The sequence below is a fragment of the Streptomyces sp. NPDC020958 genome (assembly GCF_055562175.1).
Window position 1 is genome coordinate 258,172 of sequence record NZ_JBVHFU010000004.1, and the last position, 12,805, is coordinate 270,976.

Annotated in this window: 9 protein-coding genes, 1 tRNA gene and 1 pseudogene; 7 read left to right on the top strand and 4 right to left on the bottom strand. The window is 71.1% G+C overall.

Going from position 1 to position 12,805, the window contains the following annotated elements:
- Window positions 1-104: 104 nt before the first annotated feature.
- Window positions 105-620, top strand: a complete 516-nt coding sequence (locus ACZ3KP_RS15040) for a MarR family winged helix-turn-helix transcriptional regulator (protein WP_467499636.1) — start codon at window positions 105-107, stop codon at window positions 618-620.
- A gap of 124 nt (window positions 621-744) precedes the next feature.
- On the opposite strand, the gene ACZ3KP_RS15045 is transcribed toward ACZ3KP_RS15040, so the two are convergent.
- A complete protein-coding gene (locus ACZ3KP_RS15045; protein ID WP_467499638.1) occupies window positions 745-2,283 on the bottom strand; it encodes an MFS transporter in 1,539 nt (512 codons plus the stop codon).
- Between the two features lie 272 nt (window positions 2,284-2,555).
- Complete coding sequence (locus ACZ3KP_RS15050; protein WP_467499640.1) at window positions 2,556-3,206, bottom strand: TetR/AcrR family transcriptional regulator; 651 nt, start codon at window positions 3,204-3,206, stop codon at window positions 2,556-2,558.
- Window positions 3,207-3,685: 479 nt separating this feature from the next.
- Here ACZ3KP_RS15050 and ACZ3KP_RS15055 point away from each other — a divergent pair, with 479 nt between their 5' ends.
- The 3 genes from ACZ3KP_RS15055 (at window position 3,686) to ACZ3KP_RS15065 (ending at window position 7,067) form a co-directional block, all read left to right on the top strand.
- Window positions 3,686-5,164: a M6 family metalloprotease domain-containing protein gene (locus tag ACZ3KP_RS15055; RefSeq protein ID WP_467499642.1), complete on the top strand. Its 1,479-nt coding sequence runs from the start codon at window positions 3,686-3,688 to the stop codon at window positions 5,162-5,164.
- Between the two features lie 142 nt (window positions 5,165-5,306).
- On the top strand, window positions 5,307-6,923 hold the full coding sequence (locus tag ACZ3KP_RS15060) for an IclR family transcriptional regulator domain-containing protein (protein WP_467499644.1): 1,617 nt from the start codon (window positions 5,307-5,309) through the stop codon (window positions 6,921-6,923).
- A 68-nt stretch (window positions 6,924-6,991) separates the two neighbouring features.
- Window positions 6,992-7,067, top strand: a tRNA-Arg gene (locus ACZ3KP_RS15065).
- A 78-nt stretch (window positions 7,068-7,145) separates the two neighbouring features.
- Here ACZ3KP_RS15065 and ACZ3KP_RS15070 read toward each other — a convergent pair.
- Both ACZ3KP_RS15070 and ACZ3KP_RS15075 read right to left on the bottom strand, forming a co-directional pair.
- Window positions 7,146-7,864 (bottom strand): annotated as a pseudogene (locus tag ACZ3KP_RS15070) (tyrosine-type recombinase/integrase); the annotation flags it as partial.
- 194 nt (window positions 7,865-8,058) lie between these two features.
- Window positions 8,059-8,847, bottom strand: a complete 789-nt coding sequence (locus ACZ3KP_RS15075; RefSeq protein ID WP_467499646.1) for an RsmD family RNA methyltransferase — start codon at window positions 8,845-8,847, stop codon at window positions 8,059-8,061.
- Between the two features lie 147 nt (window positions 8,848-8,994).
- Between ACZ3KP_RS15075 and ACZ3KP_RS15080 the strand changes: the two genes are divergently transcribed.
- From ACZ3KP_RS15080 to ACZ3KP_RS15090, 3 genes are read left to right on the top strand one after another with little or no spacing between them, the layout of a single operon-like run.
- Window positions 8,995-10,500 (top strand): methyltransferase domain-containing protein, encoded by a 1,506-nt coding sequence (locus ACZ3KP_RS15080; protein WP_467499648.1) that lies wholly within the window; start codon window positions 8,995-8,997, stop codon window positions 10,498-10,500.
- Window positions 10,497-11,375 carry an SAM-dependent methyltransferase gene (locus ACZ3KP_RS15085; RefSeq protein WP_467499650.1) on the top strand — a complete coding sequence of 293 codons (879 nt, stop codon included), beginning with the start codon at window positions 10,497-10,499 and terminating at the stop codon, window positions 11,373-11,375. Before ACZ3KP_RS15080 ends, ACZ3KP_RS15085 begins: the two co-directional genes overlap by 4 nt.
- Before the next feature lie 43 nt (window positions 11,376-11,418).
- Window positions 11,419-12,681 carry a cytochrome P450 gene (locus ACZ3KP_RS15090; protein ID WP_467499652.1) on the top strand — a complete coding sequence of 421 codons (1,263 nt, stop codon included), beginning with the start codon at window positions 11,419-11,421 and terminating at the stop codon, window positions 12,679-12,681.
- Window positions 12,682-12,805: the final 124 nt, after the last annotated feature.

The window sequence follows — 12,805 nt, forward strand, 5'->3', positions numbered from 1 at the left end:
CGGGTCTTTCCTGGACCCGATGTTTTAACTCTCAAGCTTTACTCCCGAACACCTTACGCCGGACTTGTTTAATTTTCAAGGAGAGGCCTCGTAGAGTGGGATACATGAATAGGGCATCCTTCGACTCCGCCGCCGCGCAGGACCGCTGGCTCACCGCCGACGAACAGCGCGTCTGGCGCTCGTACCTGCACGCCTCGACCCTGCTGGAGGACCATCTGGACCGTCAGCTCCAACGGGACGCGGGGATGCCGCACATCTACTACGGCCTGCTCGTCGGCCTCGCCGAGGCGCCCGGCGGGCGGCTGCGGATGACCGAGCTGGCGATGTACGCGAAGATCACCCGGTCCCGGCTGTCGCACGCCGTGGCCCGCCTGGAGAAGAACGGCTGGGTCCGGCGGGAGGACTGCCCCTCCGACAAGCGCGGCCAGTTCGCCGTGCTGACCGACGCGGGCGCCGAGGTGCTGCGGCGGACCGCGCCGGGCCACGTGACCGCCGTACGGCAGGCGCTGTTCGAACGGCTGACCCCGGAACAGCAGCAGACCCTCGGCGAGATCATGCAGATCGTCGCCGAGGGCCTGCAGCCCAGCGATGCGGGCGCGGACCTGCCCTGGCTCCGCTGAGGAGCCGCTCCGCTGAGGAGCCGGACAGGCCCGCGGGGGTACCCGAACCAGTCTCGTCAGAGGCCACGCGGCCTCTTCAGTGACCGCACGGCCTCGTCAGTGGCGCACGGCCTCTTCAGTGGTCTCAGTGGGCGACCACCGGGATCGCCACCTCGTCCGCCGAGCCGTCCCCGGAGGCCACCGGGGTGGCTTCCGGCTTGCCGGCGTTGACCAGGGTCACCACGATGACCGCGGCCAGCACCAGCATGCCGACGGCGAACCAGATGGCGTTGGTGTAGCCGTGCACCGCGCCCTGCATCTGGACCAGCTGCTGCTGCGACTTGGAGGTCGCGGTGGCGATGTGGTCCTTGATGTACGACGTCGTCGCGGACGCGGCGATCGTGTTCAGCAGGGCGGTGCCGATGGCGCCGCCCACCTGCTGCGAGGTGTTGACCATCGCGGAGGCGACACCGGCGTCCCGCGGCTCGACGCCGAGCGTGGCCAGGGACATGGCCGGCATGAACGCCGTACCCATGCCGAGGCCGAGCAGCAGCACCGCCGGCAGGACCGTCGAGGCGTACGACGAGCCGATCTCCAGCCGGGTCATCAGCAGCATGCCGAGCGAGGCGACCAGGAAGCCCGGGCCCATCAGCAGCCGGGCCGGGACCCGGGTCATCAGCCGGGTGCCGATCTGGGTGGAGCCGATCATCATGCCCGCGACCATCGGCAGGAAGGCGAAGCCGGTCTGGATCGGCGAGAAGCCCTTGATGGCCTGGAGGTAGTAGGTCAGGAAGAGGAAGGTGCCGAACATCGCGATGATCGCGATACCGAGGGAGAGGTAGATACCGCCGCGGTTGCGGTCGGTGACCACGCGCAGCGGCAGCAGCGGGGCCTTGACGCGGGCCTCGGTGACGACGAACGCGATCAGCAGTACCGCGGCGGCGACGAACAGGCCGATGGTGGTGGCGTCGCCCCAGCCGTCGGACTCCGCGCGGGTGAAGCCGTAGACCAGGGAGACCAGGCCGAGGGTGGACAGCAGCACGCCGGGGATGTCGAGCGGGTTGCGGTTGCGGCCGCCCTCCGGCTCACGGATGACGAAGTACGCGCCGAGCGCGGCGACGATGGCGAACGGGATGTTCACGAAGAACGTCCAGCGCCAGTCCAGGTACTCGGTGAGCACACCGCCGAGGATGAAGCCGACGGCGCCACCGCCACCGGCGATCGCACCGTAGATGCCGAACGCCTTGGCACGCTCCTTGGCATCCGTGAACATCACGGCGAGCAGGGACAGCGCGGCCGGGGCGAGCATGGCGCCGAAGACGCCCTGGAGGGCACGGGCACCGAACATCATCGCGCCGGAGGTCGCGGCGCCGCCCAGCGCGGAGGCCGCGGCGAAGCCGGTCAGGCCTATGACGAAGGCCCGCTTGCGACCCCACAGGTCGGCGATGCGGCCGCCGAAGAGGAGCAGACCGCCGAAGGCGAGGGCGTAGGCCGTGACGACCCACTGCCGGTTGCCGTCGGAGATGCCCAGGTCGGTCTGGGCGGAGGGCAGTGCGATGTTCACGATGGTGGCGTCGAGGACGACCATCAGCTGGGCGAGCGCGATGAAGACGAGCGCTTTCCAGCGGTTGGCGTCACCGGACGGGGCCGGTGCGCCGGGAGCCTTGGCGGCTGTTTGAGACATGGGGGTACCCACTTCGTGACTTCGTGACTTCGTGACGGAAAGTCAGGTGTTCGTGACGGAAGAAGTGCTTCGTGGAAACGTGCTTCGTGGAAACGTGCTGCGTGAAGGACGGACGCGTGGAATACGGCCGCGGTGACTAGGAATGCGTGAAAGAGGGGACCTGTCGGCGGCCCCGGACTAATCGGCGGTCGGACTGATCGGCTTCGGACTGATCGGGTGTCGGACTGATCTGGTGTCGGACTGATCGGCTTCGGACGGTTTTCGCGGCTGGGTCAGGCCTGGCGCAGGTCCTCCATGGTCACGGCCGTGCCCGGCAGGTCGGAGCGGGCCGGGGCCCGCAGCCCGTCCAGGAACAGCTGCAGATGACGGTGGACGAAGCGGTCGTTGATCAGGCAGCCGGTGCCGGCCGGCGGCCGGCTGAGCTGGGCCACCGCGATCATCAGATCGCCGACGCCCACGTCCGGACGGAGCTGTCCGGCCGCCTTGGCGCGGTCCATGAGCTGCCCGATGAGCTGCTCACACCGCTCGCGCGCCGCTTCCAGATCAGGGTGGTTCTTGTCGAAGGTGCTGGAGACCATCGGGCACAGCGCGCTGACCCGCTCGTCGGCGGACGTGTGCACGAACCGCTCCAGTGCCCCGAAGGCGTCGCCGGTCTCCGCGAGCGCCAGCTCGGCCGCCTCCGACGTCCGGTCCATCACGGAGCAGACGACCTCACGGACGAGCGCGTCGCGGTCGGGGAAGTTGCGGTACAGGGTGGCGTTGCCGACGCCGGCCCGGCGGGCGATCTCGTCGAGGGGCACGTCGTGGCCGTGCTCGGTGAACATCTCGCGGGCGGCGGTGACGATCCGCTCCCGGTTGCGCAGGGCGTCGGCGCGGGGCCGGGGTGCCTTGCGCACGGCGGGGGTGGCGGTCGCGGTCTGCACGGCGCACTCCTGTCCAGTTCGGTCGGTCGGTCGGTGGTCCGGGACGGTTGAGCCCGGAGTCTGCCTGTCGAACGATCCGGGGACCGGCTCCCCGTTTCGCTCGGACACAGGTCTAAACGGGGAGCCGGTCCCCGGTTATTTCCCCACCCTCCTCCCAATCGCTGTGATCTGAATCACACTCGCATGCCCGGGGAAATCCCACGATCGGCCTCTACAGCGCGCGCCACCACCCCCCTCGACACAGGGTGATCGAAAGGGTGCAGCCGGACACCGGCGGCTGCCGTGGCGCGAAAGGTCCATGCATGCAGCCGCAGCAGCCCGGCCGCCGTAACCCCGTGAGCCGCAGCACCCCCACGCACCGCCGAGGACCCGCCCACCGCCGCCTTCGGCTTCCCAAGGGCCGCCGGGGGGCCGCCAACGGCGGGATATCCACGGGCGCCGGGATACCCGCGGACCGCGACCCAGCCACGGACCACCGGATGTCCACGGACGACGAGAAATCCGGGAACCGCCGGACCTCCACGGACCACCGGACCTCCGCAGACCGCCAGACCTCCACAACCCGCCAGACCTCCTCGAACTACCGGACCTCCACGGACCGCCGGACACCCGCGGCCCCCCGGACCTCCACGGACCGCCGGACCCCCTCGGCCCCCCGGACCTCCACGGACCGCCGAATACCCGCGGGCAACCGCATACGCCGCCACCGCCGTGCGGTCTGCCTCGCCGCCCTCACCGCGCTGCTCCTCGTGGTCGGCACCTCGGCGGGCTCCGGGCACCTCACCGCGGCCCCCACACCGGCCGGCGCCGGCCCGTTCGCGCTGGCCCGCTCCGCCGCCTACAGCCCCTGCCTGATCAGCGGCGGCCACAACGTCCAGATGACCGAGGGCATCCCGACCCCCGGCGGCTACTCCCGCTCCACCGGCACCGTGCACGCGCTGACCCTGATGGTCGACTTCCCCGACGCACCCGGCCAGGGCAGCGCACTGGACCGCTACGCCGAGTTCTTCCCGCAGACCCAGGAATGGTTCAGGACGGCCTCCTACGGCAAGCTCGACTACCGGCCCGAGGCGCCCGTCGACCACTGGCTGCGGATGCCCAAGCCGTTCAAGGCCTACGGTATAGAGCGCGGCGCCCCCTTCGACCCCGGCTACCGGCAGCTGGTCCAGGACATCGTGGCCGCCGCCGACCCGGACGTGGACTTCCGGTCGTACGACCTCCTGAACGTGCTGGTCACCCCGAACGCCGGCCCGTCCGCCCTGGACACGGTCCTGTCGGTGACCTTCGCGGGCAACGGCGACGCCCCCGTCGCCGACGGCGTCCCGGTCGCCAACGCGTCCTTCGTGTACTCCCGCCAGGACGACGGCTCCGGCTCCTACGCCCACACCGGCTACCGGGTCCTCCCCCACGAGAACGGCCATGTCTTCGGCCTGCCCGACCTCTACACCCAGGAGGGCGGGGGCGCGGTGGGGCACTGGGACATCATGAGCGAGGACTGGGGCGCCGACAACGACCTGCTCGCCTGGCACAAGTGGAAGCTGGGCTGGCTGGACGCGGACCAGGTCAGCTGCGCGGCGGCCCGGGGCACCGCCGACTACACCCTCACCCCGCTGGCCCGCACCGGCGGCCGCAAACTCGTCTTCGTCCCCGTCGACGCCCGTACCGGCTACGCCCTGGAGGTACGCGCCAAGGGCGGCAACGACGAGGAGGTCTGCCGCCCCGGCGTCCTGATCTACAAGGTCGACGCGAACGTCGACACCGGCCGCGGGCCCATCAAGGTCTATGACGCCCACCGCGACAGCGACGGCTGCACCCGCAGCCCCAACGTCCAGGCGGAACTCTCCGACGCCCCGTTCGGCCCGGGCGAAACCTTCAAGGACCCACGACACAAGATCGAGGTACGGGTGGAGGGGGTGGAGGGGGACGGGGGATACCGGGTGCGGGTGATCCGTGGGTAGACCGGATCGTGGGCCCACCTCCTGGGCCCGACCCCGCACGCCACCTCCTGGCTCGGCCCAGCCCGAGGGACCACGGTTTACGGTAGGCGTGCCCTGAACGAGGCCCGCGCCGCCCCCGTTGGCCGGCCGTACCGGAGAACCGATGACCGCCGCCACCCCCCTGCCCTCCCCGTCCCCCACCCCTCTTCCTGCCTCCTCCTCCGCGGGGCACGAAGCGCAGCCGCCCGCCGAGGCGGTCGCACCGCTGATCCGGGGTGTCGCGGTGCTGGAGGCGCTGACCGGGGCGGGCGGGACGCTGAGCGCGAGCGCGCTGGAACGGCGCACCGGCCTGGCCCGTTCCACGGTCGACCGGATCACGGCGACCCTGGCGCGCACCGGGTACGTCCGTCTGGACGGCCGGGACGCGGCGCTCACGCCCCGGGTGATGGAACTGGGCAACGCCTACCTGGCCGCCCTCCGCCTCCCCGCCCTGCTCGACGCACACGCCGACGCGCTGGCGGACGAACTGGACGAGTCCGTGTCCCTGGCGGTCGCCGACGGGGACGGCATCCGTTTCATCCACCAGGCCACCCGCCGCCGAGCCCTGTCCGTCAGCTTCCGCATCGGCGACCTGCTGCCGGCCGAACGCACCGCCCCCGGCCCGCTGTTCGCGGCTCAGTGGACCGAGCCGGAGTGGACGGCATGGCGCGCCCGGCGCGCGGCGGACCCCACGGACGCCGGCTTCCCGGCCGTACCGCCCAGAGGCCCCGACGGTCAGGACGACTTCGTGTCACGGACGGAACGGGCCCGCCAGGACGGCTGGGCCCTGGACGACCAGCTGATCGAACCGGGCCTGGTGGCGGTGTCCGTACCCGTCCGCGACCCGGCCTCCGGCCGGCCGGCGTGCGTGGCCAGCGTGGTGAGCCACACGAGCCGTCACACCGCGGCAGACCTGCGCGACACCCTCCTCCCCCGTCTGCGCACGGCGGTGACGGCGATGGCACGGGAACTGCGCGAGGCGCGCCCCCCGGAGCCGGGCCCGCCCCCCGCCGACCTGGCGACCTGGACCACCGCGTCCAAGCACGAACTGGGCCGCGACTTCGTGGAGTCCCTCGCCAGGGGCCTGACGGTCCTCACGGCCTTCGGCGAGGGCCGCTCGGCCCTGACCCTGACGGACGTGGCCAAGGCGACGGGCCTGGCGAGGGCGACGGCCCGCCGCGCCCTGATCACGTACGAGCACCTGGGCCTCGTGACGGCACAGGACCGCACCTTCGCCCTCACCCCCCGGGTACTGTCCCTGGGCTACCCGCCCCTCTCCCGTACGACCCTGGCCCGCCTGGCGGCCCCACACCTGCGCACCCTCGCGGACCGCCTGAACGAGCCGGCGGCACTGGCGGTCCCGGTCCCGGGCAGCGCCCCGGAGGAGATCCAGTACATCGCGGTGGCGGCCGCCGGCAGGGTCCTCACCGTGGACATCACGGTCGGCACCCGCCTCCCCGCCACGCACACCGCACTCGGCCGAGCCCTGCTCACCCCGGACGCCCCGCCCGGATACGCCCTGGCGGACGAGGAACTGGAATCGGGCCTGCGCTCGATCGCCGTACCGGTACGAGACCGGTCGGGCCGCCCGATCGCAGCCCTGAACGTCGCCACCCACGCGGCCCGCCGCACCCTGGACGACTGCGTGACGGACTTCCTCCCCGCACTGCGCACCACGGCGAACGCCATCCAGACCGACCTCCACACCGCCACCCGCTTCGCCCAGATCCCACTGTCCTGACACCCCCACACCCCACCAGCGGAATCCGGTACGCTGACGCCTACGGCCCACCAGCCGCGCACCACCCCGCCTTCGTAGCTCAGGGGATAGAGCACCGCTCTCCTAAAGCGGGTGTCGCAGGTTCGAATCCTGCCGGGGGCACCAGCCAAAAGGCCCCGGACCGATCATGGTCCGGGGCCTTTGACATCAACTTTTGACATCAACGGGGGCGGTCGCCGCTGATCACTGGCGACCGGGGCGCCTCCTCCCGTTCCTGAGGAGCCGGTCCATGTGGCTCATGGCTTCCCGCTGGGTGTCCTGAACGACGTGTGTGTACACGTCCATGGTGGTGCTGATCTGGGAGTGCCCGAGGATCTCCATCACGACGCGGGGCGCGACCCTGCCGCCGTGAGGAGAGTGGCCGTGCCGTGGCGGGCGTCGTGCAGCCGGATGGCGCGGATGCCGGCTGACTCGGCAACGCGGGTGAAGGAGCGGTAGAGGTTGCGCGGCTCGACGGGGCGGCCGGTGCGGGTGGCGAAGACGTAGTAGGAGTCCTGCCACCTCTCCCCCGCCTTGGCGCGGTCATCTGCCTGCCGCATGCGGTGCCAGCGCAGGGGTGCGATGCAGAGGGCGGGCAGCGGGACGACTCGACGGCGACGGCTCTTGGGGTCGTCGTCGTAGAGGACGCCACGGCGGCGCTGGACCTGGTGGCGGACGTAGAGCACACGGTTGTCGAGGTCGACGTCAGACCAGCGGAGCCCGACGATCTCTCCCCGGCGGAGCCCCATGGCGATGGCAAGGACGAACGCCGCGTAGAGCGGGTCCTCACGGGAGGCGGCGAGGAAGTCGAGGGTCTCGTCGAGGGTCCAGGGGTGCAGTTCGGGCGTGTCCGTGCGGGGCGGCTCGACGAGCTTGGCGGCGTTGCGCGTGATGAGTTCCTCGGGACAGGCGGAGGACAGAGCCACCGCTCACCGCACAGACCCCCCCTGGCGACCTGGCAGCCCGCCGCCGGCCCCGGTCGGCCCGGAGGACGCGGCGTTCCTGACGGCGATGCGCTCCAGCAACTTCGCCATGACCGGTGTCGCGGCCCCCGACAGCAGCGCTGCTTCCTCGGCCAGATCTGCCGTCCGGGCCGTCCAGGAGGGGCAACGGGGGTTCAGCGGTGGTCGTTCGGGCTGAGCCGGTAGAGGTGGAAGTCCATATTCGCGCCGTACGGGAGGGCCGGTGCCGGGGTGATGCTGCGCAGGTGCCGGGCTTGGTGGAAGGACCGGGCGAGGGAGTCGTGGGCGATCTGGTCGTTGGTTTTGATCACGACCAGGCAGGGGATGCCGTCGCGGGCACGGCTGATGTCGTCCAGGATTTCGGGCACCGGCGGGGAGGTGCGGGTGAGGTCGAGGCCTTCGGGGGTGAAGGCGGGTCCCCAGGGGGGCTCGACGAAGAACGTGTCGCGATGACCGCGTGCGGGGTGCTTGCCGAGGAGGTCACGGTAGTCGCCGAGGAACAGCTCGGTGGAAGCGCCGACTTGCTTCAGATTGTGCGCAGTGGCGGCATGGACCTCGGGATCGAGTTCGGCGGCATACGCGGTGGTTCCCAGGCGGGTGGCGAGGGGGTGACTGAAGTTGCCCGAGCCACAGAACAAGTCCATCAGCAGCGGCTTTTGATCACCGGAAAGAGTGGCGTGGTATGCGGCGATGACGTCGGCGACAGCGGTGGCGTAGTCGTCGACGCAGCACTCGATGGTGGTCCGCCCGAGCAGGCGGATGCCGACGCTTTCCATCTCCGGGGCGGGCACGCCGTAGAGGGAGAGCCCTTCCGGCCGGCCATAGATGAGGCGTCCGGCCTCGCACAGCTGCTCGCCGCTGAGGGTAGTGGTGCGCAGGTCGCCCAGGAGTCGGTCGCGGTAGGCGAAGTAGGCAGCGTGGGGGCTTTCCGCCGTGGTGGTCACGAGGAGGGTCTCCGCTCAGGTGCGTGGGCGTGCGCCCCGTAGTGCGCCGGAGCAGAAGCCCGACCCGCTACGATTAGTTATTGATCAAGTGCGGAGTGTAATCTTCGCTCGCTCTTGATCACCAAATCCGGAATGAGATCCTCCGCCATGACGACGCATGCCCCGACGTTCCCCCCGCAGGGTGACGCATCATCCGAGCGGGCTGCACGACCGTTCGATGTCCTCGGCAAGGTGTACGAGGAAACGTATGCGCACCTTCCCGAACAGCTGGCGGCCATCGACTGGCTGCTGGCACGGCTGCCCGCGCGGGCAAAGGTCATGGACATCGGCTCCGGAACCGGGCGTCCGACCGCCGACCTCCTCACGGCAGCCGGGCACCAGGTGACCGGCTACGACGTGTCCGCCACGATGGTCGAGCTGGCGCGCGCTCAGGTCCCGGGCGCACGGTTCGAACAGGCCGACGTTCGCGCCCTGCCCGAGGCGCTGGGGCAGTGGGATGCGATCACCGCGTTCTTTCCGCTGCTGCAGATGCCGCGGGCGGACCTCGACGCCACCCTCGCGCGCATCGCCGACTGGCTGGCGCCGGGCGGCCTGTTCGTCTTCGCGACGGTTCCCTTCGACGCGGAGGACGAGGAGATCCAGTGGATGGGCCAGACCGTCCGCTGCACCAGCTACCCGGCCCCCGCCTACGAACGGATTCTGCGGGACGCAGGCCTGGACATCGAGCACCAGCAACTGAGCGTGTTCCACCCCGACTTCCCCGGCATGGGGGCCGAGGAGCACCTGTTCGTCCACGCGCGTAAGCCCGGAGGATTCGGCGTCACCGCGCACGCGCTGGCCGGTCCCTACCCGCTGCCCGCCTCCTACCGGGGGCCGCACGAGCTGAGCGAGCAGGGCTGGCTGGGTATGGAGGCCCGCTTCGAGCGACGTGACGTCGAGGTGGTCGTCGACGCGCTCGCCGCCAACACCCGGGTGCTGGATGTCGGCGGCGGCACCGGTGCGGTCGTACGGGAGATCGCCGCGCGGCTGGGGTCGGTGACCACCGTCGAGCCGCACGCGGCACGCGAGGAGAGCATGCGGCCCCTGGCCGCCGCAGGGGTCGAGGTCCTGCCCGGGCGGGCCGAGCAGCTCCCCTTCGCCGACGGGCAGTTCGACGCGGCCGTGGCGACCTGGGTGCTGCACTACACCGACGACCCGGCAGCGGCGGTCGCCGAGATGGCGCGCACGGTCGACCGCGCCCACCCCGAGGCGAAGGTCGTCCTGGTCCAGGGCGCCCCGGACAACGAGCTGGTCGAGCTGTGGAACCGCACCTGCGCCGATCTGATCGGTGAACCGCGCGATCACCAGGGGTATCTGCTCTCCCTGGCCGCGGGCGTCCTGGCCGAGCACGGTTTCGACGACATCGCCTTGACCCGCGCCCGCGTGGACGTGGTCTTCCCCGAGGACGGTGCCGAGGCCAAGGCGCAGGCGGCCTCCGAGGTGCTGGCCGCGTTCTGGAACACCGGACACCCCCGCCTCGGCCGGCTGCGCGAAGCCCTGCTGCCCGCTCTGCGCGCGCACTTCGCCGACGGAACCGACCGGTTCAACGACGACGCCGTGATGCTCACCGCCCGCCCTCGCACTCGCGCCGTCCGACAGGAGCCGCAGGCATGACGACCACCCCCGCCGCCCCCGCCGCCCCCGCTGCTCCCCTCACCTCCGCGGAGGTAGCCGCCTGGTACGAGGCCTCTGACGAACTGTGCAAGCTGATCAGCGGCGACAGTTTCCACTACGGCCTCTGGTCGCCCGGCAGTCTCGATGAACCGCTGCCCGCACGGCAGCTCGCCACCCGGGCCCAGAACCGGATGACCGACTTCTTCTGTGACCTGCTCGCCGTCGAGCCGGACGGCCATCTCCTTGACGTCGGCTGCGGACACGGCAGCCCCGCCCTGCACGCGGCCCGCGAGCACGGCATCCGCGTCACCGGGTGCAGCATCAGCCACGCCCAGATCACCGAAGCGGCCCGCCGCGCCGCCGCAGCGGGCATGTCCGACCGGGTCGGTTTCGGTTTCGGCGACGCCATGGACCTCCCCTACCGCACCGGCGAGTTTGACGCGGTGTGGGCGCTGGACAGCTTCCCCCACCTCAACGACCCCGTGAAGGGACTGCGTGAACTCGCCCGCGTCGCCCGGCCCGGCGCACCCCTCCTGGTGACCTTCTACACCCAGCGCGTACCCGCCACCGATGCCGAACTGGCCATGTGCCGGGAGGCTTTCGCCTTCTGTCCCCTGCCGACGAACGACCACGTCCACGACCAGATCCGCGCGGCCGGTCTCATCGCCGAGCAGGTCCACGACCTGGGCGAGCACATCGCACCGACCTGTGTGTCGTACGGGCGGATCTACGAGGACAACCGCAGCCTGATCGCGGACAGGTTCGGCGCCGAGTACGCCGACGCCATGGACACCGCTCTGGCCGACACGCTCGCCTTCCTCACCGACAAGACGGGCTACCTCGCCTGTCTGCTGCGCGATCCCGCCCGCAGCTGAGCCCGCTCCCCGCCCCGCTTTGGCCCCCTTCACCGAGGAAGCCGTGACGACGACCCTTCCCGTCTCCGCCGACAGCCGATGCCCGGCCCGTTCCCCTGGAGCGATCGCCCAGCACGGCGCCGGGGACTCCCGCGACGCCTACGCACACCTGCGCCAAGAACACCCCGTCCACTACGACCCCGAGCTCGGCCTGTGGGTGGTCTCGCGGCATCGCGACATCGACGAGGTCCTGCGCGACCGCAACGGGTCCTTCACCCCCGCCCACAGCTACGACCCCGTCCAGCCCACCGACCCCGAGGCCGCCCGCATCTACACGGCGGTCCACGACGTCCCCGTCGCGGCCTCCACCGATCCCCCCGTGCACACCCGCTATCGTGCCGCTCTCACCGCGGTGTGGCCCACCAGCACCGGCCAGCTCGCACCGTGGCAGACCACCGTCGAGAAGCGGGCACTGGACATGGCGCACGCACTCGCCGCCCGGCCCGGCCGCACCGGCGAGCTCACAGCCGACTACGCGCGGCCGCTGACCGCACGCATCATGAGCGAGATCATCGGCGTCGCCCCCGCTGACGAGCAGTGCGTCATCGACGGATCATCCGCCATGGCCGACCTGCTGTGGTCCTTCCAGTCGCCCGCCGCCCAGCAACGCTGCAGCCAGGCGGTCGTGGACCTGTGGAACCTGTGCACCGACCTGGTAGCCCGGCGCCGCGACCGCCCGCAAGACGACCTCACCAGCGCGTGGATCGCCTACCGCGACGAGCAGGGCGTTGCGCTGACCGACGCCGAGATCGCCTCCACCCTCATGGAAGTCCTCACCACCAACGCCGAGACCCTGGCCCTCCTCATCACCACCGCCCTCCAGCACGTCCTGGCCGGCGACGGCTACCAGCGTCTGGCCAGTCATCCCGGCGAAGCGCCCGCAGTCGTCGAGGAGACCCTGCGCCTGGATCCGCCCCTGATCGGCTGGCTCCGCACCACCACGCGCCCCGTCACCCTCGCTGACACCCCCCTTCCGCAGGGAGCCCGCCTGCTGCTCCTGATGCACTCCGCCGCCCACGACGAAGCCCACGCCGTCGCCGCGCCCAGGGTCTTCGACCATCGGCGCACCGACGCACCCCCCACGCTCAACTTCGGTGCAGGCATCCACTACTGTCCCGGCGCCCAGTACACACGGCTGGTCGCCCAGCACGCCCTGACCGCGCTGACCCGCGTGCTGCCCGGTCTCGCTCTCACCGCCGCAGCACCGGGCCCCCGCCCGGTGAACCTGATCCTGCGCCGCACCGTCCATCTCCATGCCCACTGGTAGACCAGAGCCGGCCCGCCGGCTCGCGCGGTAACCGCATCACCCACGCCCGGGGCTGTCCGCACGATGACAGCAGCCCCGGGGAGGGCGACCAGGCCTGCCGTGTGACGCAGAGCGAGACCAAGGC

Coding starts and splice junctions, on each gene's coding strand:
- ACZ3KP_RS15085 (WP_467499650.1), top strand. CDS start 10,497: ATGACGACCACCCCCGCCGCCCCCGCCGCCCCCGCTGCTCCCCTCACC.
- ACZ3KP_RS15045 (WP_467499638.1), bottom strand. CDS start 2,283: ATGTCTCAAACAGCCGCCAAGGCTCCCGGCGCACCGGCCCCGTCCGGT.
- ACZ3KP_RS15060 (WP_467499644.1), top strand. CDS start 5,307: ATGACCGCCGCCACCCCCCTGCCCTCCCCGTCCCCCACCCCTCTTCCT.
- ACZ3KP_RS15055 (WP_467499642.1), top strand. CDS start 3,686: ATGTCCACGGACGACGAGAAATCCGGGAACCGCCGGACCTCCACGGAC.
- ACZ3KP_RS15040 (WP_467499636.1), top strand. CDS start 105: ATGAATAGGGCATCCTTCGACTCCGCCGCCGCGCAGGACCGCTGGCTC.
- ACZ3KP_RS15080 (WP_467499648.1), top strand. CDS start 8,995: ATGACGACGCATGCCCCGACGTTCCCCCCGCAGGGTGACGCATCATCC.